The organism is Patulibacter minatonensis DSM 18081 (genome assembly GCF_000519325.1).
Classification (GTDB): domain Bacteria; phylum Actinomycetota; class Thermoleophilia; order Solirubrobacterales; family Solirubrobacteraceae; genus Patulibacter; species Patulibacter minatonensis.
In genome coordinates, this window is record NZ_KI912613.1 from 1,452,915 (window position 1) to 1,470,739 (window position 17,825).

General features: G+C 75.3%; 17 protein-coding genes. 2 read left to right on the forward strand and 15 right to left on the reverse strand.

The annotated features are described in order from the left end of the window. Positions 1–114 precede the first annotated feature (114 nt). The 3 genes from PATMI_RS28020 to PATMI_RS0106630 form a co-directional block, all read right to left on the reverse strand. Complete coding sequence (locus tag PATMI_RS28020) at positions 115–1,647, reverse strand: lipase family protein (RefSeq protein ID WP_051471147.1); 1,533 nt, start codon at positions 1,645–1,647, stop codon at positions 115–117. Between the two features lie 100 nt (positions 1,648–1,747). Beyond that, positions 1,748–2,977: a DUF4394 domain-containing protein gene (locus PATMI_RS0106625; protein ID WP_026910302.1), complete on the reverse strand. Its 1,230-nt coding sequence runs from the start codon at positions 2,975–2,977 to the stop codon at positions 1,748–1,750. Positions 2,978–3,020: 43 nt separating this feature from the next. Next, complete coding sequence (locus PATMI_RS0106630) at positions 3,021–3,899, reverse strand: META domain-containing protein (protein WP_026910303.1); 879 nt, start codon at positions 3,897–3,899, stop codon at positions 3,021–3,023. A 160-nt stretch (positions 3,900–4,059) separates the two neighbouring features. Here PATMI_RS0106630 and PATMI_RS36510 point away from each other — a divergent pair, with 160 nt between their 5' ends. After that, positions 4,060–5,568, forward strand: coding sequence for a hypothetical protein (locus tag PATMI_RS36510; protein WP_026910304.1), 1,509 nt, complete (start codon positions 4,060–4,062; stop codon positions 5,566–5,568). Between the two features lie 109 nt (positions 5,569–5,677). Here PATMI_RS36510 and PATMI_RS0106640 read toward each other — a convergent pair whose 3' ends face one another. From PATMI_RS0106640 to PATMI_RS0106675, 8 genes are all read right to left on the reverse strand, one after another. Continuing rightward, the gene (locus PATMI_RS0106640) at positions 5,678–6,613 is read right to left on the reverse strand and encodes a hypothetical protein (RefSeq protein WP_026910305.1); all 936 of its coding nucleotides are present in this window, start codon (positions 6,611–6,613) and stop codon (positions 5,678–5,680) included. Then, on the reverse strand, positions 6,610–7,170 hold the full coding sequence (locus tag PATMI_RS0106645; protein WP_051471148.1) for an RNA polymerase sigma factor: 561 nt from the start codon (positions 7,168–7,170) through the stop codon (positions 6,610–6,612). The genes PATMI_RS0106640 and PATMI_RS0106645 overlap by 4 nt, the downstream gene beginning before the upstream one ends. Before the next feature lie 112 nt (positions 7,171–7,282). After that, complete coding sequence (locus PATMI_RS0106650) at positions 7,283–7,807, reverse strand: hypothetical protein (RefSeq protein WP_026910307.1); 525 nt, start codon at positions 7,805–7,807, stop codon at positions 7,283–7,285. A gap of 191 nt (positions 7,808–7,998) precedes the next feature. Then, entirely contained in the window at positions 7,999–8,442 is a 444-nt protein-coding gene (locus PATMI_RS0106655; protein WP_036725377.1) for a MaoC/PaaZ C-terminal domain-containing protein, read from the reverse strand. A gap of 157 nt (positions 8,443–8,599) precedes the next feature. Beyond that, positions 8,600–9,409, reverse strand: a complete 810-nt coding sequence (locus PATMI_RS0106660; protein ID WP_157260650.1) for a hypothetical protein — start codon at positions 9,407–9,409, stop codon at positions 8,600–8,602. Between the two features lie 189 nt (positions 9,410–9,598). Continuing rightward, entirely contained in the window at positions 9,599–10,723 is a 1,125-nt protein-coding gene (locus PATMI_RS0106665) for a hypothetical protein (protein ID WP_026910310.1), read from the reverse strand. Further along, on the reverse strand, positions 10,720–11,298 hold the full coding sequence (locus tag PATMI_RS0106670) for a DsbA family protein (RefSeq protein WP_026910311.1): 579 nt from the start codon (positions 11,296–11,298) through the stop codon (positions 10,720–10,722). Before PATMI_RS0106670 ends, PATMI_RS0106665 begins: the two co-directional genes overlap by 4 nt. 95 nt (positions 11,299–11,393) lie before the next feature. After that, complete coding sequence (locus tag PATMI_RS0106675; protein WP_026910312.1) at positions 11,394–12,617, reverse strand: cytochrome P450; 1,224 nt, start codon at positions 12,615–12,617, stop codon at positions 11,394–11,396. An 83-nt stretch (positions 12,618–12,700) separates the two neighbouring features. On the opposite strand from PATMI_RS0106675, the gene PATMI_RS34040 reads away from it, so the two are divergent. Further along, a complete protein-coding gene (locus PATMI_RS34040) occupies positions 12,701–13,294 on the forward strand; it encodes a TetR/AcrR family transcriptional regulator (RefSeq protein WP_026910313.1) in 594 nt (197 codons plus the stop codon). Between the two features lie 68 nt (positions 13,295–13,362). Here the strand turns inward: PATMI_RS34040 and PATMI_RS38160 are convergent, their stop codons facing one another. From PATMI_RS38160 to PATMI_RS0106700, 4 genes are all read right to left on the reverse strand, one after another. Then, positions 13,363–14,121, reverse strand: a complete 759-nt coding sequence (locus PATMI_RS38160; RefSeq protein ID WP_051471149.1) for a helix-turn-helix transcriptional regulator — start codon at positions 14,119–14,121, stop codon at positions 13,363–13,365. Between the two features lie 294 nt (positions 14,122–14,415). After that, a complete protein-coding gene (locus tag PATMI_RS0106690) occupies positions 14,416–15,699 on the reverse strand; it encodes a hypothetical protein (protein WP_026910314.1) in 1,284 nt (427 codons plus the stop codon). A gap of 439 nt (positions 15,700–16,138) precedes the next feature. After that, the gene (locus tag PATMI_RS28035; protein ID WP_036725382.1) at positions 16,139–16,957 is read right to left on the reverse strand and encodes a GNAT family N-acetyltransferase; all 819 of its coding nucleotides are present in this window, start codon (positions 16,955–16,957) and stop codon (positions 16,139–16,141) included. A gap of 97 nt (positions 16,958–17,054) precedes the next feature. Continuing rightward, positions 17,055–17,783, reverse strand: a complete 729-nt coding sequence (locus tag PATMI_RS0106700; RefSeq protein WP_026910315.1) for an SDR family oxidoreductase — start codon at positions 17,781–17,783, stop codon at positions 17,055–17,057. Positions 17,784–17,825: the final 42 nt, after the last annotated feature.

The window sequence follows — 17,825 nt, forward strand, 5'->3', positions numbered from 1 at the left end:
TCCGACCTGTGCGTCCGGGTCGAAGGGGTCACCGATGGTCGGCATCCGACCGAATGTGACCGCCCCGGCGCACGCGTCGCGACGCGTGGTCGGCTCGAAGGCGTTCGCAGGCGGTCACCTGTTCCGCCCGCACGTGCGGTAGACCCGCCGGTCCACGGTCCGGAGGCGCATCCCCCGCCGGACGCTGTCGACCCGGAGCACGACCCGGACCCGGGCCTCCGCCCGGCCGCGCAGGTCGACGACGACGCGGGTCCGGCGGCCCTGCAGGGTCCGCGGCCGGGCGCCGGCCACGGACACGCGGATCCGGCGGACCGTCGCGTGCCGCGGGACGCGCGGGCGGATCGTGATCCGCCGGCGGCTGGTGCAGGTGGCGGGGGTCGCCGGGGCGGACGGAGCGGTCCGTGAGCGGGTGCACCCGGACGGGACGGGGGTGCCGTCGAGGCGGGCGTCCAGGAATTGGAGCGCCGTGACGATGAACGCCCCGCCGGCGACGGTGTGCTCGATGCCGAGCGGGTCCCGGACGTAGGTGACGTTCGCCCCCGCGGCGCACCAGCGGTCGACGAGCACGTCGACGGGGGCGATCTTGATCAGGTCGTCCTGTATGGCGTTGTAGACCAGCGTGGGCGCCACGGGCGCGGCGCCCCCGAGGGCGTTGCGGTCGACGATCCGCGCGACGCGGGGCACCGCCAGCACGTCGGGCACGGCGGTGAAGTCGGCGAGACGACCGAACGGCGCGGAGAACACGGTCACCGCGCACCCGGTCCGCGTCCGCTGACGATGCGCCCTGCCGTGATCGTTCAGGAGCGGGTCGAGCGACAGCTCCGGATAGGCGCGCTCCAGCGCGGTGAGGATCGGCAGGACGAGCCCGGAGCCGAGACTGCCGTCGAGACCGCGGATGCTCGCGGCGTCGAGCGTCGGTACGCCGCCGGCCGCCGCGCCGACGATGTCGAGCTCGGGGGCGTAGGCGGCCTGGAGCTCCAGCGCGGACGCGGTGGCGTGGGCGCCTCCGGAGTACCCCATCAGCGCGACCTTCGTCGCTCGTCCGCGCAACCCGGTGCCCGGGAGCTGCTCGGCCGCACGGATGCCGTCGAGGACCGCGTGCCCTTCGGTCGCCCGGACCATCAGCTGCGAGTCGGGGCCCTCGTGGTCGGGGACGACGACCGCGCCGCCACGTCCGAGCTGCGACACCAGCGCCACGACCGACGTCACGAGGTCCGGCGTGCCGGTCGCGCCGGTCTGCAGCTGGTACGAGGGAGCGCAGGACGGGTCGAGGCTGTCCTCTGCCGCCTGGTACGACAGCAGGCTGCGTCCGGCCGCCGGCGGTGCGGCCTTCGGCAGGATCAGCGTCATGACGCTCACCGCCGGCCGTCCCTGCGCGTCGGTGGTGCGGTAGAGCGCCTGCTTCGCCGTGAACGCGATCCCGGTCAGCGGGACGACCAGGACGCTGAGGTCGGCGTCGCGCGTGCGCAGGACCGTCCCGGGTGTCGCGTCGGCGAACGACGCCGGCGGGACGAAGAACGGGTCGTCGGGCGGAGGAGGCGGTGCGGCGGCGGCCGTCCCCGTTGCCAGGGCCCCGAGCCCCAGGACCGACAGGACCACCGACGCGGCCAGGAGCCGCGCCGCACGACACCACCACGACCCACGCATGGCGCGACTCTAGCCGGGGCCTGAGCGCCGGTGGAGCGACGGATGCTCCACCGTCGTGCACCATCGGACGATGTTCTCCGCTCCGATGCGGGTCGGGGACTCAGCGCCGGACGGTCAGCTTCACCGTGTCGGTCGCGGTCGTCTTCGCCCCCGCGGCCTTCGCCACGAGGCGCACGGTGTAGGACCCGGCGGCCGGGAGCTTCTTCAGCCTCAGCGTCGTGCGGCCCGCCCCGACGGTCCGGGCGGCGAGGCGTGCCACGACCTTCGAGCCCTTGCGGACCTCGAGCCCTGCGCTCGCGCGGCCCGTCGTGACGACCTTCACCTTCAGCGCCTTCTTCGCCCGGCCGCTGAGGCGGTCCGGGGCGATCGCGACGCGCAGCGACGCCGCGGTGCCGGCCGGCCCCGACGGACCCGAGGGGCCGGCCGCACCGGTCGCGCCCGGCGTCCCTGCGGCGCCCTGCGGCCCCGTGGCCCCGGTCGCGCCCGTCGCGCCGGCGGGTCCTGCGGTCGACGGGATCACCGTCAGGCTGCGGATGGTCTGGCCGGGGACCGAGCCCACGAGCGTCGCGGCGCCGGTCGTCAGGTCGACCCGGTAGAAGCCGTCGACGCCGCCGGACGGACGCAGCGCGGCGTACGCGACGCCGGTCGAGCCGGAGATGTCGAACCCGCTCGCGGCGGCCGCGGCGGGATCGAGCGCGAACCCGAGCGGGCCCACGACCTGTCCGATCTGCCCGCCGTTCGGTGAGTTCGGCGTGCCGTTCGGGCTGCCGATCGTGACGAGCTGCCCGCCGGCGTTGCGGTCGATCGCGAAGAGCGTGGTGACGGTCGTGTCCGCCGTGTTGCGGTCGTAGGCGGCACCGACCACGGTCGTGCCCGCGGGGCCGAACGTCGTGTCCGACGCGATGAACCCGCCGGTGTTCGGGTCGAAGCGGGCGTTCGTCCCGCCGGTGTTGACGACGCGCAGGCGGTCGGCGACGGGGTTGACGTCGAGGTCGGAGGTCGTGTCGCCCCAGCCCGTGAGCGGGATCCCGGCGTTGATCGGCGTCGCGACGGCCGTCCGCGGATCGATCGCGTACGTGTGGGAGATGCCCCCGTTCGCGGTCATGAGCAGCACCTCGCCCGTCGCCGGCCGGTAGTCGATCCCTCGTGCGACCTCCCCGCCGGACAGGCCGGTGATCGCCCGTGTCGCGACCTTCGTCGGCGTCGCCGAGTCGAACTGCGCGAGGGTCGTCGGCCCCGTCAGGGCGACGACCTTCTCCGCCGACGCGGGCGCGGCGGCGACGCCGCACACGATCGCCGTGGTGAACAGCATCCGGCTCGTCCGCGTCATGGATGCGACGGTATCCGCTGTACGCGGGATCCGCCAGCGGCGATCACCCCGCGTCGAGCCGCAGGTTCGCGCGGCCGCGCTGCAGCGTCAGCCTCCCGCCCTCGAGATGCCACTGGACCTCGCCGCCGAAGAACGGGCGGACGTCGTCGAGGGTCCGGTCGTCGCCCTCCTGTCGGCAGGCCGCGTCCGTGGCGCGTGGCGCCCCGACGGTGAGCGTGCTCGCGTAGATCGTCACCGGCGCCTCGAGCTGCCGGCACCTCCCGTGCATCGTCAGGAGCGTCCCACCGTCGCGCTCCACGACGTCGACCGCGACGAACGGACCGCTCCAGGTGCCGGGGAGCCCCCACGGCCACGTCCGGAACTCGCCCGTGCCGAGCGACGCGTCGACGAGGTCCTGCGGCCGGGCCGGGTTCGTGCGCGGCAGCGGGGGCGGGAGGTCGTCGCGCCGCAGCGTGATCGTCGTGGAGCCCCGCGAGAGGGCGAGCCGGTCGCCGCGGACGCGCCACGTGGGGTCGCCCTGGAGGAACGACCCGAGGAGGTCGTCCTGCCTGGAGTTGTCCGCGGGTCCGCAGAGCATCTGGGTCTGGAGCACCGCACCGATGCGGAGGCGCGTGGGGGTCACGCGGACCCTGCCGCCCATGCCGTTGCACGCCGCCCGCGCCTGGATCGTCCGGTCGTCGACCACCAGCGAGATGCGGGTGCCCCGGAACAGCGGCATCGGACGTCCGCGCCGCTGCACCGACACCGAGCGGAACACGTGACCGGCGGGGGAGGTCATCGGGGCCGCGGCCGGCGTCGCGGGGGCCGTGGCGCGCGGCTCCGGCCGGGCGGGAGCGTCGTCCGACCCGTCGAACGCGCCGAGGAGGCCGGCGACGACCGCGATGGTCACCGCGACCCCGAGCGCCAGGGCGATCAGGGGCACGAGACCTGCCCTCGGGACCGAGCACGCACGCATGGCGACAGCGTAGTCCCCGGTCGCCGAGGCGACCCGATCAGGGCGGTCCGCCGGACGCCCGACCCGCGGTCCGCATCGTTCGCGTCGCGGTCGGGTTCCATCAGCACCGTCCACGTCCCGGAGCACCATGTCCTCGTCCACCGCGCCCCGCGCCGACATCGCCCACCTCGACCCCGCGCCACCGGTGCCGGACGGGACGTCCCTCGGACCCCGGCGGACGGGTCGGCTGCTCGTCGCCGGTGCCGCGACGCTCGCCGCCGCGGCGTGCGCCACCCCGGCCGGAGCCGCCGGCTTCGGCGCGCCGCGCACCCTGTCGCCCGTCGGCCAGACCGCCGACGAGCCGTCCATCGCGGTCGCGTCGACCGGCCGCACCGCCGTGGTCTGGCTCCAGCGCGACCGGGCGCTCCGTCACCCGCGGTACGTAGCCGCGATCGGACCGAGCCCCGCGCGACTGGGCCGTCCGACGACCGTGCGGGCGGCGGCGCCGGCCGCGGTCGACGTCGAGGGCGTCGACCTGACCGCGCTGCCCGGCGGCCGGTTCGCACTGTGCCTGCGGCGCGTCGAGTCGCGCCGCAGGCGCGTGGCGCTCGGCTGCGCGTTCGCGTCGCCGTCCGGCGGCTTCGGGCCGATGCGCGTCGTCACCACGATGCCGGCGAAGGACGCCCCGGAGCTCCTGACGACGCCACGCGCCGACGGGACGCTCGCGGTGGTGGTGCTGCGCCGCAGCGGGGCGGGACGCCGCGCGCTGCGCAGCGGCGTCCTGCGTCCGTCGGGCACGCTCGTCGGGTGGCGGGCACTCGCGACGATCCGGACCTCCGCGTTCCCGTCGGTCGACCTGGCATCGGCCGACGACGGCACCGTCGCGGTCGCGTGGACGGACCCCGTCGGCAGCAGCCGGTTCTCCACCGAGCGCCGGCCCGTCCTGCGCCTCATGGCCCCGGGGACCGACGCCTTCGCGGCACCGACGGCCTTCTCGCCGGACACCACGATCGACTCCGAGATCGGGCTGCAGAGCGGTCGCGACCTGCTCGTCTCGTTCGCCACCGGGGGACAGGGCGACGACGCCACCACCCGGATCGTCCGCCGGCGTGCCGACGGGACGTTCGACGCGCCGCTCGGCCTGCCGCGCGCCGCGAAGGACGCCGCCTTCGGGCCCGTCGTCCAGCTCGCGGACGGGACGCCCCTCGCGGTGACCGCCTCCGGCCACCAGAGCGACACCGACTGCGACGACGTCTCGGCGAGCATCGTCGGCGCCGGCCCGCTCGTCCCGTTCGACGCGGGGATCACGGCGGAGCGCCTGTCGACGCCCGGCCAGATCGCGCTGGACCCGACCGCCGGCACCCTGCGCGACGGCACGGTGATCGCGGCCTGGCGCGACTCCGAGGGCGATCCGTCGCGCCTGGAGGTCGCCGTCCGTGCACCCGACGGAACGTCGTTCGCGACGCCGCGGGTCCTCCCCGTCCAGGTCGCACGGAACTTCAGCCTGGCGACGGGCGGGAGGCATGCCGCCCTCGCGTGGCTCACCGGGAACCGCCTCGAGGGCCCGGCGCACGTCGTCGTCAGCGCCTTCCGGACGGCGGCGCCCTATGCCCCGGCGGGGGCGCGGCCGACGCACCCGGGGGCGCCCTGCTCGTGAGGTCCGCGAGAGCGACCGCGGGACCGGCAGGGTCGAGGGGCCGCCACGGACCGGACGTTCCCGGTGCTCCGCGACGGCCCCGTCGCACATACGCCTCCGGGGACACGCCCTACGGCAGCACCACCCGCCGCACGACCGTCCCCGCGCGGTCGTACTGGACGATCCGGAAGCGGCCGCTGGTGCCGCCGCGGCCCTTGAACGCGTAGATCCCCGAGACGACCGGGACCCGCGCGCGGAACGCGCCCTCGCCGCGCCAGACCCTGGGGTGCGGACCGGGACGGACGCGCTGCACCCGGACGCTGACGGCACGCGGGTGGGCGATGCCGCGGAAGCCGTCGCCGTACGAGAAGTCGCGGCGCGTCGAGATCGGGTGACCGGGCTGCACCGGCGACCCGCTCGCGCCACCGTTGTGCTGCGACCAGTACACCTGCGCCTTCGGGTCCGTGTCGGGTCGGGTGCGGAGCACCTCCTCCGCCCGGTCGCGGACCGCCGCGTCGAGATCCGGCAGGTCGCCCAGCCGCTCCAGGCGTGCCGCCCGGCACGCGTCGGCATCCTTCAGGTGCAGTCCGCCCTCGGTCACGAAGAGCAGCACCCGGGTCCCGTCGGGGAACACCGACCAGCGCAGCGAGCCGCGCAGGATGGCCGCGTCGCCCGCGGTGATCCAGGCGTTCCGCATCGCGGCGGACGGCACCCGGTCGGACGTCGGTCGCGCCAGGGTCGGCAGTATCCGCAGGAGCTCCGGACGCGGCCGCGAGGCGCTGAACCGGTGGGACGGCGTGCCCCTTGGGAGCGCCCGCTCGCAGGCGGGAGCGCGGCTCGTGGCGTCGACGACGCGCCGGACGACGACGTCCGCCCGCTTGTTCGCGTCCGACCGGTCGATGATCGCCGACGCCCCCGCGACGCCGGCCACGACGGTGACGGGGAGCGCGATCGCGGTCAGGCCGAGCGGCCGGCGCCACCACGGCGGGCGGCCCGGCGCGCCGTCCGGATCGAGCCTCCTGGTGCTCGTGCGCAGCTGCTGCTCGAGACGGTCGAACTCGTTCATGCCCTGCCCTCCAGACGGGAGCGGAGAAGTCGGAGACCGCGGTGCACGCGCTGGCGGACGACCGCCTCGGAGCACGCCAGCTCGCGGGCGAGCTCCGCATAGGGCCGCTCGTCGACGACGCGGGCCAGCAGCAGGTCGCGCTGGTCGTCGGGCAGGTCGGCCAGGGCGGCCCGCAGGTCGTGCTCGGTGGTCTGGGTGCCGAGGTCCTCGATGCGGGCGAGCGCGTCGTCCTCCAGGACGATCGGCTCGTGGCGCAGGCGCTGCCGGGCCTCGGCCTCGACCCGGCCCCGGCGCAGGCTGTGCCGCAGTTTGTTGTGGGCGATCCCGAAAAGCCACGCGACCGCTGAGCCGTCGCCCGGCCGGAACGTCGGCAGCGCCACGATCACCGCGGCGAACGTCTCGGCCGCCAGGTCGAACGCGAACTCGGGCCGGCCGGTCCGCCGCAGGTGGAACCCGATGACCACCGGCAGGTGGCGGCGGTAGAACGCCGCGAAGGCGTCGTCGTCCCCCTGCGCCGCGCGCCGCCGCAGCTCGTCGTCGTCGACCGGTCTCGCCATCACCCCTACTTTGCGCGAGCGGGGAACGTGTGACAGGAATGTGCAGCCCCAGGTGCGGTGCGGGGCTGGTCCCGGTGCGCGGCCCGTCGCCGGACCGCGCCACCACCGGGTGCTACTTGCCGGTCTGCCAGCCGCCGCTGGTGACGAAGAGCGGGGTGACGGAGGAGTCGCAGCCGACCATCGGGACGAACGCGGAGAGCATCGGGGTGAAGCCCATCTTGTAGCGCGTCGCGCTCTCCTTCTTCAGCGACACGATCATCCCCGAGCCGCTGTTGCCCAAGAGCGCACCGGCCGTGGAGGTCGTGTCGAACGGGTAGTAGAAGCTCGCGTCCTGGCCGTGCGTCTCCAGGCAGGTGATCGGGCCGTTGAGCTCGATCGAGCCGACCTCCTCCGGGAGGCCCATCGCGGCGACGGGGCTGCCCTTGGCCTTGAACGTGCCCGTCGCGCTCTGCGCCTTCGCACCGGCGGCGCGCTTGGCGTCGAACGAGACCTTGATGCCGCCGGCGGTGATGTTGCCCTTCAGCGACTGCGCGCCGGCCGCGCCCGCGGTCCCGGCGGTGATGCCGGCGGCCGCGACGGCACCGACGACGACGGCCGACAGACGACCGCGGGTGATGAAGCTCGTACGTGAGGACATGGGGTGTGCTCTCTCCTGGGAAGGGGACGGCGGGACGCTCGTTGCGCCCCGAACTACCGCTGCCCCAGAAGCGCCCGTGACACCCGTCACGGATTCGTACGTCGGGCGATTCCTCTCCGAAGGAGGGTGAGGTCCCGCCCGAGGGATGAACCGACGGCAGCCCGAACGGGGGGTCCGCCCCCGGCCGGCCGTCAGGCCGCCGGACGCAGCGGGAGGACCGCGTCGCCCACGATCGCGAGGACGACCTGCCCGTCGTCGTCGCGGAGCTCGCCGTCGATGACGACGAGGGCGTCGCCGCGCTCGGGGCGCGGGGTGACCGTCCGGACCGTCGCGTGCCCGGTCAGCGTCGTCCCCGGATGGACGGGTCGTCGGAACCGGATCTCGAACGACCGGCCGACGCCGCCCGCAGCGTCCGACCAGAGCGCCTCGACGATGAACCGCTGGTAGATCCCGAGGGTGTGGAGGCCGCTGGCGATCACCCCGGGGAGACCCCGCTCGCGCGCGGCGTCCGGATCGGTGTGGATGACGATCGGGTCCCACTGCCGCGCGAACGCGAGGATCTCGTCCTCGTGGACGGGGTGCCGACCGAAGGTGAACCGGTGCCCGGGGGAGAGGTCGTCGGCGTAGGTGGCCATGGGCGACAGCCTGCCGCGGGTGGCCACCGCGGCGCAAGGACCTCGGAGGTCATGGACGCCGCGGATCCGTGAGGTGGGCGGGCCGACAACGTGACGGGTTCCAGGTCGAGGTGGGAGCCGACGACCGATCGCGAGCCGCCGCCGAGGCTCGCACGGCTCACCGCCGGCGGATCGTCACGTGGCGGAGGCCCACCGAGGACCGGCCGAAGGTCTGCTCGGTGAGGATGCGAAGCACCGCGCGGTGCGGGCCGCCGCCGCGCCGGACGCGGTACAGCCGGTCCGCGTCGATGCGCAGCGCCACCGTGTGGTGACGGAACGCCGCGGCGGGGAGGTTCGCGGTCGCGAGGGCGTACCCGCCGGGCAGGAAGACGACGACGTCCTGCGTGGCCGCCGACGGCAGGGGGTCGAGGCGGACCGTCAGGCGCCCGGAGGGGGAGGCGACCAGGTGCGTGTTCGCCGGGTCGATCGTCGCGCGCGGAGCCCGCGGTCCCATGAACGCCTGGAACGAGCCGTACTCGCGGCTCCGATCACCGACCGGATGCAGCGACCCCTGGACGACGTCGGGACGGGGGCGCCCTGCGAGCGCCGGGTCGAGCACCCGGACGGTCAGGACGGTCCTCGTCCGGTCGAAGGTGGCGGTCGGGGCGATCGGCGACGCCGTGAACACCTGCTCGGTGGCCGGAGGCGTCGCGTCCGAGACGTACCCGTACGTGGGACGGGCATCGTCCGGGCGCGGACGCACCGTCACCGTCGCGACCGGCGGCGCGGGTGTGCCCGGCGGCCGGTCGGGATCGTGGAACTGCAGCGCCAGCGACAGCTCGTTCCCGTGGCCGGTGGTCTGCGGCTGGGCGAAGTGCACCGTCGTCCGCCAAAGGCCGTTCCGCGTGTCGAGGGCGACGGTCACGAACCGGATCGCCACGGAAGCGGTCGTTCCCGTCGTCGACAGGCCGACGTCCGACCCGTGCACGACTGGGACGATCGGAGCGGGGACCGCCGGGACCGGCGCGGAACCGGCCAGGGCGGACACGGACGCGAGCGCCCCGACGAGCGCCGCTCGCCGGAAGGACCTGGTGTCGGACAACGACCTCACCGTCCTGGGACGAAGGATAGGACGCGCGCAGGCTACACCCGGTGCGCACCGCAGCCGCTGACCGGGTCAGCCGGAGAGCAGGTCGCAGTCCCCGAGGTGCTCGAGCAGGCCGATGCGCTGCTGCTCCCCGGACCCGAACGTGAAGAACCCCTCGCCGACCGTGCTCCCCAGTCGCTCGTCGGGCCAGAGCGCCCGCGCGATCCGACCCTCGACGGCCTGGACGTCCCGCTCGGATCGTCCCTCGGTCCCGATCACCCAGAGGACGTCGCCGTCGCGATGGGATCGGCGCTCGAGGCGATGGACGTCCGGCAGCCCGCGCACCAGTCGCTCCGCGTCCACGAGGTCGAGGTTCGTGTCGGGGGACAGGATCACGAGGTACCAGGGGCGGGGTGCCGCGTGGACGAGGGATTCCTCGAAGGTCCGCCGACGTGTCGCGACGATCTCTGCGTCGACCCGGCGGAGCACCTCGTCGGTGAGCACCGGAAGTTCCGGGATCCGCTGTACGCCCGCGCTGAAGCGCTCTCCGTCGGTCTGGGCGACGACGGTCTCCGTCCGTGCCCGTGCCCACGCGAGCCCGGCGGACATGGTGGCGAAGTCGTCCCGGTCGCCGGTCTCGTCGATGATCGCGTCGACGAGCGGGAGCTCCCCCGTCATCGCTCCGTGGAACGAGACCCATCCGGTCAGGCGCTCAGGCGGCTCGGGCGGTCGCTCGCGCGGCGCGTCGGGTTCGGGGTCGACCTCCGAGCCGGTGAGGTCCGCGGTCCGCAGGACGTGCAACAGCTCGGCGGAGACCTCGATGGAGCCGGATGGGTGCAGCACGAGGTCGGGATGTTCCGCGGGCGTCTGCCGGATCCAGCGGTACCGCTCGGGCGCGTCGTCCGGCAGCGGATCGTCGTCCGCGAACTCGTCGTCGAGCTCCTCCCGCGGCGCGGGGAGCACGTCGGCCTCGACGAGGTCGAAGCCGGTCAGGCCGGAGGCGGCGAGGCGGGACGCGAGGCGGTCGCTGACGAGGAACACGGGCCCGCACGAGACCAGGTCGGCGCGCTCGTACGGATCGAGCTCGTACTCCACGGACGTGATCGTCGGGGGGTGGGCGGCAACGTCGATCCGGCTGCCGCTCCCCAACCGGCCGGCCTCGGCGACGACGTACCCGGTGTACCTGGCGCGCGGGTCGGCGTCCTCCGCGCTCACGACGCCCCCTCCTCCAATCGGTCGTCGCCCCACAGCAGCCGCCCGTCGACCTCGAGCGTCGGCACGCCGATCACCCCGCGCTCGTGCGCGGCGCCGGTCGCCTCGCGGAGGGCGTTCTTGACCGGGCGGGTCGTGGCGGCCCGCAGCAGCGGGTCGGCGTCGAGGTCCGCGTCGGCGCACGCGGCCCGCAGGACCTCCTCGCGCCCGAGGTCCTCGCCGCGCACGAACATCCGCCGGAAGCCGGCGAGGAGGAGCGCGTCGCCGGCGGCGGGATCGTCGAGCCGCGCCGCCTGGACCGCCAGCATCGGCACGAGGTAGTTCCCCGGCCACGGATCGGGCCACCGCATCGGCGGCAGGCCGTAGCGCACCGCGCGGGCCTCGATGTCCTCCATCCCGGCGCGGCGGGGCTCCGGGTCGCCGCCGGCCCACGACGAGCGGCCGTTCAGCCGGAACAGGCCGCCGAGCAGGATCGGCCGCAGCTCCGGGGCCCGCCCCAGCACCCCGGTGGCGCGCTCGGCCGCCAGGTAGGCGAACGGCGAGCCGACGTCGACGTACAGGACCGGTCGGGGCTGCATCGTGCTCCGGAGGCTACGCCGCGGCCGCGTCCGGCCGGCGACGCACGGGAACTCCGCCGGGCAGCGATCGCCGCGGACCGGCGCGTCCGCGTCGCTCACCCCAGCGTCACCGGGCTCCGCTTCCACTGGTTCAGGAACAGCGACTCCATCCGCGTGCCGGGGCCGTCGAGCTCCATCGCCGGCCAGCGCTTCAGGGTCTCCTCGATCCAGATGCGGAGCTCGAGGCGGGCCAGCGCCGTGCCGAGGCAGAAGTGCCGTCCACCGGCACCGAACGCTTGGTGCTTGTCGAGGCCCTCGCGCGTGACGTCGAAGCGGTGCGGGTCCTCGAAGACCTCGGGGTCGCGGTTCGACGCGAGGTACCAGAGCAGGACACGCGAGCCCTCCGGGATCGTCTCGCCGCCGATCTCGACCTCCTGCGTCGTCGCGCGGCCCATGAAGCCGAAGGCCGGGAAGCAGCGCAGGCCCTCCTCGACGGCCTGGGGGATGAGCGACGGGTCGTCGAGCAGCAGCTGCCGCTGCTCGGGGTGCTCGATCAGCGCGCGCATCGTCGCGACGTAGGTGGCACGGGTCGAGTCGTTGCCGGCCGCGAGCAGCAGGATGAAGAACGTCGCGATCTCGTGCGGCTCCAGTTGCTCCCCGTCGACCTCCGCCGTCAGGAGGGCGGACAGGAGGTCGTTCCCGAGGTGCTCGGCGCGGTCCTGCCGGACGGCCTCGATGTAGGCGACGATCTCCTGGAACTCGTCGATCGTCTCGCCCCACTGCGCACGGACCTCCGGGTCCTCCCACGCGGTGATGACGTTGGTCCAGTGCACGAGCTTCGCGTCGTCCTCCTCGGGCGTGCCGAGCAGCGAGCCGATCACGCGGGCCGGGACCGGGCGGGCGATGTCGACGGCCAGATCGACCTTCTCCTGTCCGACGAAGCGGTCCAGCACGTCGCAGACGATCTTCCGCGTCGCGTCCTCGTGGGCCGCGATCCGGCCGGGCGTGAACGCCTTGCCGACGAGCTTCTTCATGCGGTCGTGGCGCGGCGGGTCCATCGAGATCATCTGCAGCCGCTGGATGTCGAGCGGCACGCCGATGTCGTCGACGACGAAGATGCCGCGCTTCTCCGACGAGAACGTCTTGAGGTCGCGCGACGCCTGGGCGACGTCGGCGGCGCGGACGAGCGAGTAGAAGCCGTCCTCCTCCGGCCAGTGGTCGTTGCGGCTGTAGTGGACGCCCGGCTCCTGGCGGATCCGGTCGAACAGCTCGTAGGGCGGTCCGGCGGTCCAGAGGGCGTGGTCGCCGAGGTCGATGTCGGTGCGGTCGAGGGTCGACATGGGACGAAGCTACCCCGGCGCTAGACTCCGTGTCAAGTCATTGCGTGTAGTCGTTCCGACCAGCGGCGGGGTATCCTGGGTCGATGCCGCTGGCACGAACGACCTCGAAGGCCGCCGAGGCCCGGCGCCAGGGACACGCCGCGTTCCTCGACGCGGCCGAGCGCGCGGTGGCGGAGGGTGAGAGCTACAGCGACGTCTCGATCGCGGGCCTGGCGACGTCGGCCGGCTTCTCGCGGGCCAGCTTCTACGCGTACTTCACGGACAAGCGGGCGCTGGCCGTGGCGGTCGCCGAGCGGTTCGAGCAGGACCTCGGGGAGCGCGTCGACGACTGGCTCGACGGCGACGACATCGCGACGGTGCGGCCGACGATCGACGGCGTCGCCGCGGTCTTCGGCCGGCACCGCGGCGCGGTGCTGCTGCTCGCCGAAGCCGCGACGTACGACCCGGAGATCCGCGAGCGGTGGAAGGCGCTGCACGCCCGGTTCGAGCAGCGGATCGCCGCCTGGATCGAGCGCGCCACGCCGGGCACCCCGAAGGCGACGGCGAAGGCCCGGGCGTTCGCGCTGGCGTGGTCGACGCAGGCGGTCCTCGTCGAGCACCTCGCCGACCGCGAGCGCGTCGCGCCGGCGATCGTCGACGCGCTGGCGGCCCAGTGGGAGGCCGGGCTGACGGTCTGAGCAGCCGGCGGTCCGCGGAACGGGCGGGCGACGGACGGTCGTCGGCCCGGGCGACCGGCGGCCGGGCGTCAGGCCGCCCGGTGCACGAGCGGCTCGGCGCGCTCGGGGCCGGCGGAGCAGTGGCCGTAGTAGAACGCGACGGCCTCGGAGCGGCTGCAGACACCGAGCTTGGCGTAGATCCGGCGCAGGTGGCTCTTCACGGTCTCCTGCGTGACGAACAGGCGCTCGGCGACCTCGGGGTTCGACGCGCCGGTGGCGACGGCGGAGAGGACCTCGCCCTCGCGGGCGGAGAGCATCCCGGACTCGCCGACGATCGTCGTGGTCGTCCGGGCGCCGACCACGTCGTCGGCGTCGACCTCGCGCAGCGCGTCGGTGAGGAGGCTCGGCGCGGCCTCGAACGACAGGTAGATGCAGCGCTGGTCCCCGAGCGGCTCGTGCCCGTGGACCCGGACGCCGGCGCCCCAGAGCAGGACGACGGTGTTGCGCGACGCGGCGGCGACCTCCTCGCGCAGCTCGGGCGTCGGCGACGTCGAGGGCGCGACGACGAGGACGTCGGCGCGACAGCGGTCGGCCTGGGTGCGCAGGGCGCTGAGGCTGCGCGTGGCGCCGGCGATCGGCCACTCCTCCGTCGCGAGCGCGACGCGGATGCCGGCCAGGAGGATCGCGCTGTCGCTGGCGATCAGCGCGCGGGGGACGGTCGACTCGGCGACGTCGGGCGGGCCGAGGGTGGCGGCGTCCGGGCCGGACGGCCCCGGGGCCGGCGTGGCGGTCGACGGCGGCGCTCCCGCGGTGGGCGTCCGGGTGGGGGCGGGAGTCGCGGTGGCCATGGCTCCGAGGCTAGGTGCGGGCCGGTGGTCGGGTGGGTGCAGGTTCCAACCAGGGGGTGGGAGGGACGGGCCGGATCGAACCAGGGGTCCGCCCCGCGAACCCGATGCTCCTCCGTCAAGCCGGACCCGACGAACCGACACCGACCCCACCGCCCCGCGAACCCGATGGTCCTCCGTCAAGCCGGACCGAACGAACCGACACCGACCCCGGGCCGGCCCACGGACCCGATGGTCCTCCGTCAAGCCGGACCGAACGAACCGACACCGACCCCGGGCCGGCCCTCACCACCGCCGTCAGGCCACGGCCACCCGGCTGTGCGCGTCGAGGGCCTCGACGGTCGCCGGCCTGACCGTCATGGTGACCCGGCCCTCCTCCAGCAGTCGGACCCACATGTCGCGGACGCGGCGCTCGAGGTGCTCGGTCGGGAGCGCCGCGCCGTGGAGCGGGTCCTCGGATGTGGCGCGCCAGGCGATCAGCTCGGCCAGGGTCTCGCGGACGGCCTCGTCGGTCGGGCCGGGCGGCCGCAGGACGCGGATCGTGCCGTCGTCCTCGCGGCTCACGGCGCCGGCGCGCTCGAGGTCGCCGAGGAGCGTCCGGGCCTGGTGCCGGAAGTCGGTGCCCTCCGCCAGCCCGCAGACCGCGGCGGCGTCGCGCGCCAGGCTCCGCAGCGAGCGGTCGACGTGGCCGACCATGCCGCCGGAGGCCTCGGCGAGCAGCAGCCAGAGGCACGTCGCCCGGGAGACCCGGCGCATGGCGGTGGCCCCGCGCCCGACCAGCAGCAGGGCGGCGATCTCGTAGTCGGCGGTCAGGAGCGGGGTGCCGTCGGCGTCGGCGCGGTCGAACGTCAGGGAGCGCAGCGACAGGAGGCTGCGGGCCGGGTGCAGGTGCTCGCGCTCGACCATGTCGCCGCCGCGCACCGGGGGCAGCGTCGTCCGGCCGACCGCGAGCTCGCCGGTCGGGTCGTCGGCGGGCGGCGGGTCCAGGGCGACGGTCGCCGTCAGCCGCCCGAAGGCCGCGAGCTCGCGGTAGCGCCGTCGCCGGAGCCCCGAGGCCTGCCGCAGCCATGCGTCGGCGGTCGCGCGGTGGGCGGGGTCGTCGGAGGCCTCGAGGTCGCGGGCGTCCAGCGCCGCGCGGAGCGTCGGGAGGTCGCGCGCCGGGGTGGCGGGCGCGCGGAGCAGGGCCAGGCCCTCGGGACGGTGGTCGACCACGCCGGCGCGGTCGAGCAGCGCGAGCGCCTCGTCGAAGCAGACCGGATCCGTGGCCCCCGCGCGGTACGTGCCGAACAGCTCGCGGACGTCCGGGCAGTCCGGCGGCAGGACCGCGTGGTACCCGCCCGTCCGGGCGACGAGCGCCATGTGGGCGGCACCGACGGCGACCAGCGCGTCCATCCCGAGGCCGGGCTCCACGCGGTGCACCGCCCACGCGGCCTCGGCCGGGGTGCTCAGCACCGGCCAGTGCTCGAGTGCGGGCGCGTCGATCGGGCCCGACGTCGCGTCGGCCAGGACCGGCGTGTAGGCGATCTCGTGGTCGGCGAACCCGCCGCGCCAGAACCAGGCGTCGCGCCAGATCAGCCGCATCGGACCCCCGGGGTCGCGACGGGCCGGGGGATGCCTGCGAGAGCGCGGGGGCCCGGCACTCCCGCGGACCGGTCCCGCCCCGCCGCGCGACGGGGCCGCGAGCCCGCGACCGGTCGGACGCGCGTCACCGGACGGTGCGGGTCCTGCACCGGCGGGACGACCGGGGAACGCGTGGGGACCATGGGGGACGGACCTCGGTCGGGGGACGACGACGGACAGCGACGCTAGCGCGCGGCGGGCGGGCCCGAGTCGGTATCCGGTGAACTCTCGGACGGTTCTCACGAACGGCGGCGGACGCGCCACGCGGGCGGGCCGGGGTGCGGCGGGCCGGGGTGCGGGGCGGCCGGGACGCGGCGGGCACGCGGTGTCCCGGCGATGCGCGCCGGGGCGGCCGGGCGCACCGCCGCATGCCTCGCCCGGCGTCGCCGACGTCCGTGGCCTACGTCCGGTCGTGCGCGAACCGGTCGAACCGCGTCGTCCGGCCCAGGGGCGCGAAGCCGAGCCGCCGGTAGATCCCCGCGCCGGCGTCGGTGGCGTCGAGGAGCGCGATGCGCGCGCCGCGGGCGGTCGCGTCCCGCAGCGCCGCGGCGGTCATCGCGGCGCCGATCCCCCGCCCGCGCCACGCCGGGTCGGTGTCGACGAAGAGGACGTCGGCCTGGATCCCGAACACCGCGGAGCCGGACGTCGCCCGGACGGTGCCGCCCGCGTCGACGGCCGCGAACAGGCGGACCGCCGCGGGCAGCGACCGCAGCTCGTCGGCGAGCGCGGCGGCCGACACCGGGATGTCGGGCTCGGCGCGCAGCACGAGGGCGATCGCGTCGTCGAGGGGGACGAGGTCCGGCGAGGCCTCATCGTCCGTCGTCGGGCCGGTCGCGTCGTCGTCGCGCCGCCGGATCCCGCGCAGCGTCAGTCCGGCCGGGAGCGGTCCGTCGGGCAGCGCCGTCAGGTCCCCGGCGCCCATGATCGTCTCGGTGCTGACGGCGCTCCGGCCCCAGTACGGGTGGGAGGTCACGAGGTCGAGGCACCGCGGGGCGGCGTCGAGCACCTTGAGCTTCCCGGCGCCCGCTGACGGGAGGCGGGCGGCGAGCAGGTCGAGCGCCGCGTCGTCGGTCACGAGCAGGCGCAGCGGCACCCCGTCCCGGTCCGGCAGGAGGCCGTGGGCGGCGGGCCCGTCGACGAGCGTCTGGCCCGCCACCTGCGCACGGCGGGCGCGGGCGACGTAGGCGTCGACGTAGACGCGGAGCGGGACGGTCCCCATGCGGACACCATAGGAGCGCCCGCCACCGCCGGGTCGGGCGCGAGCCGACGGGGCCGACGACGCTGCCCGACCCGCGCGCCCGACGGCCGGCCGCCCCCTACACCTGCGCCGTCGGTCGCACGACGATCTCGTTGACGTCGACGTCGTCGGGCTGGTCGATGGCGTAGGCGATCGCGCGGGCGACGGCGGACGCGGGGAGGGCGTCCCGGCGGTACTCGACCATGGCGGCCGCGGCGTCGGGGTCCGTGATCGTCGACGCGAGCTCCGACTCGGTGACGCCGGGCGAGATCGTGGTCACGCGGATGCGGTCGCCGACCTCCTGCCGCAGGCCCTCGGTGACGGCCCAGGCGGCGAACTTCGTGGCCGAGTAGACGGCGGACGTCGGCACCACCAGGTGGGCGCCGATCGACGCGACCGTGATCAGCTGCCCCGAGCCCTGCGCCCGCATCACCGGCAGCGCCGCGGCGATGCCGTGCAGGAGCCCGCGGAGGTTGACGTCGATCATCGCGTCCCACTGGTCGACGAGCAGCGACTCCAGCGGCGAGAGCGGCATGACGCCCGCGTTGTTGATAAGGACGTCGACCCGGCCGTGCTCGTCGCGCGCGGCCTCGACGAAGGCGACGACGTCGGCCGCGTCGGTGACGTCGAGGCGGCGCGCCGATGCGGTCGCGCCGCCCTCGCGGAGTTCCGCGACGAGGGCGTCGAGCCGGTCGGTGCGCCGCGCGCCGAGGACGACGCGGTGCCCGGCCTCGGCGAGGACGCGGGCGGTGGCGGCGCCGATCCCGCTGCTGGCGCCGGTGATGAGGACGGTCTTCTCGGTGGTCATGGACCGAGGGTGCCGCGGTCCCGCGCCGCTGTGAATGGTCGG

Excerpts from the sequence above, each read along its gene's own strand:
- PATMI_RS0106670 (WP_026910311.1), bottom strand. The coding sequence starts at position 11,298 with ATGCAGCCCCGACCGGTCCTGTACGTCGACGTCGGCTCGCCGTTCGCC.
- PATMI_RS0106655 (WP_036725377.1), bottom strand. The coding sequence starts at position 8,442 with ATGGCCACCTACGCCGACGACCTCTCCCCCGGGCACCGGTTCACCTTC.
- PATMI_RS0106640 (WP_026910305.1), bottom strand. The coding sequence starts at position 6,613 with ATGAACGAGTTCGACCGTCTCGAGCAGCAGCTGCGCACGAGCACCAGG.
- PATMI_RS38160 (WP_051471149.1), bottom strand. The coding sequence starts at position 14,121 with ATGGCCACCGCGACTCCCGCCCCCACCCGGACGCCCACCGCGGGAGCG.
- PATMI_RS0106645 (WP_051471148.1), bottom strand. The coding sequence starts at position 7,170 with ATGGCGAGACCGGTCGACGACGACGAGCTGCGGCGGCGCGCGGCGCAG.
- PATMI_RS36510 (WP_026910304.1), top strand. The coding sequence starts at position 4,060 with ATGTCCTCGTCCACCGCGCCCCGCGCCGACATCGCCCACCTCGACCCC.
- PATMI_RS28020 (WP_051471147.1), bottom strand. The coding sequence starts at position 1,647 with ATGCGTGGGTCGTGGTGGTGTCGTGCGGCGCGGCTCCTGGCCGCGTCG.
- PATMI_RS0106700 (WP_026910315.1), bottom strand. The coding sequence starts at position 17,783 with ATGACCACCGAGAAGACCGTCCTCATCACCGGCGCCAGCAGCGGGATC.
- PATMI_RS0106675 (WP_026910312.1), bottom strand. The coding sequence starts at position 12,617 with ATGTCGACCCTCGACCGCACCGACATCGACCTCGGCGACCACGCCCTC.
- PATMI_RS28035 (WP_036725382.1), bottom strand. The coding sequence starts at position 16,957 with ATGGGGACCGTCCCGCTCCGCGTCTACGTCGACGCCTACGTCGCCCGC.
- PATMI_RS34040 (WP_026910313.1), top strand. The coding sequence starts at position 12,701 with ATGCCGCTGGCACGAACGACCTCGAAGGCCGCCGAGGCCCGGCGCCAG.
- PATMI_RS0106690 (WP_026910314.1), bottom strand. The coding sequence starts at position 15,699 with ATGCGGCTGATCTGGCGCGACGCCTGGTTCTGGCGCGGCGGGTTCGCC.
- PATMI_RS0106650 (WP_026910307.1), bottom strand. The coding sequence starts at position 7,807 with ATGTCCTCACGTACGAGCTTCATCACCCGCGGTCGTCTGTCGGCCGTC.
- PATMI_RS0106625 (WP_026910302.1), bottom strand. The coding sequence starts at position 2,977 with ATGACGCGGACGAGCCGGATGCTGTTCACCACGGCGATCGTGTGCGGC.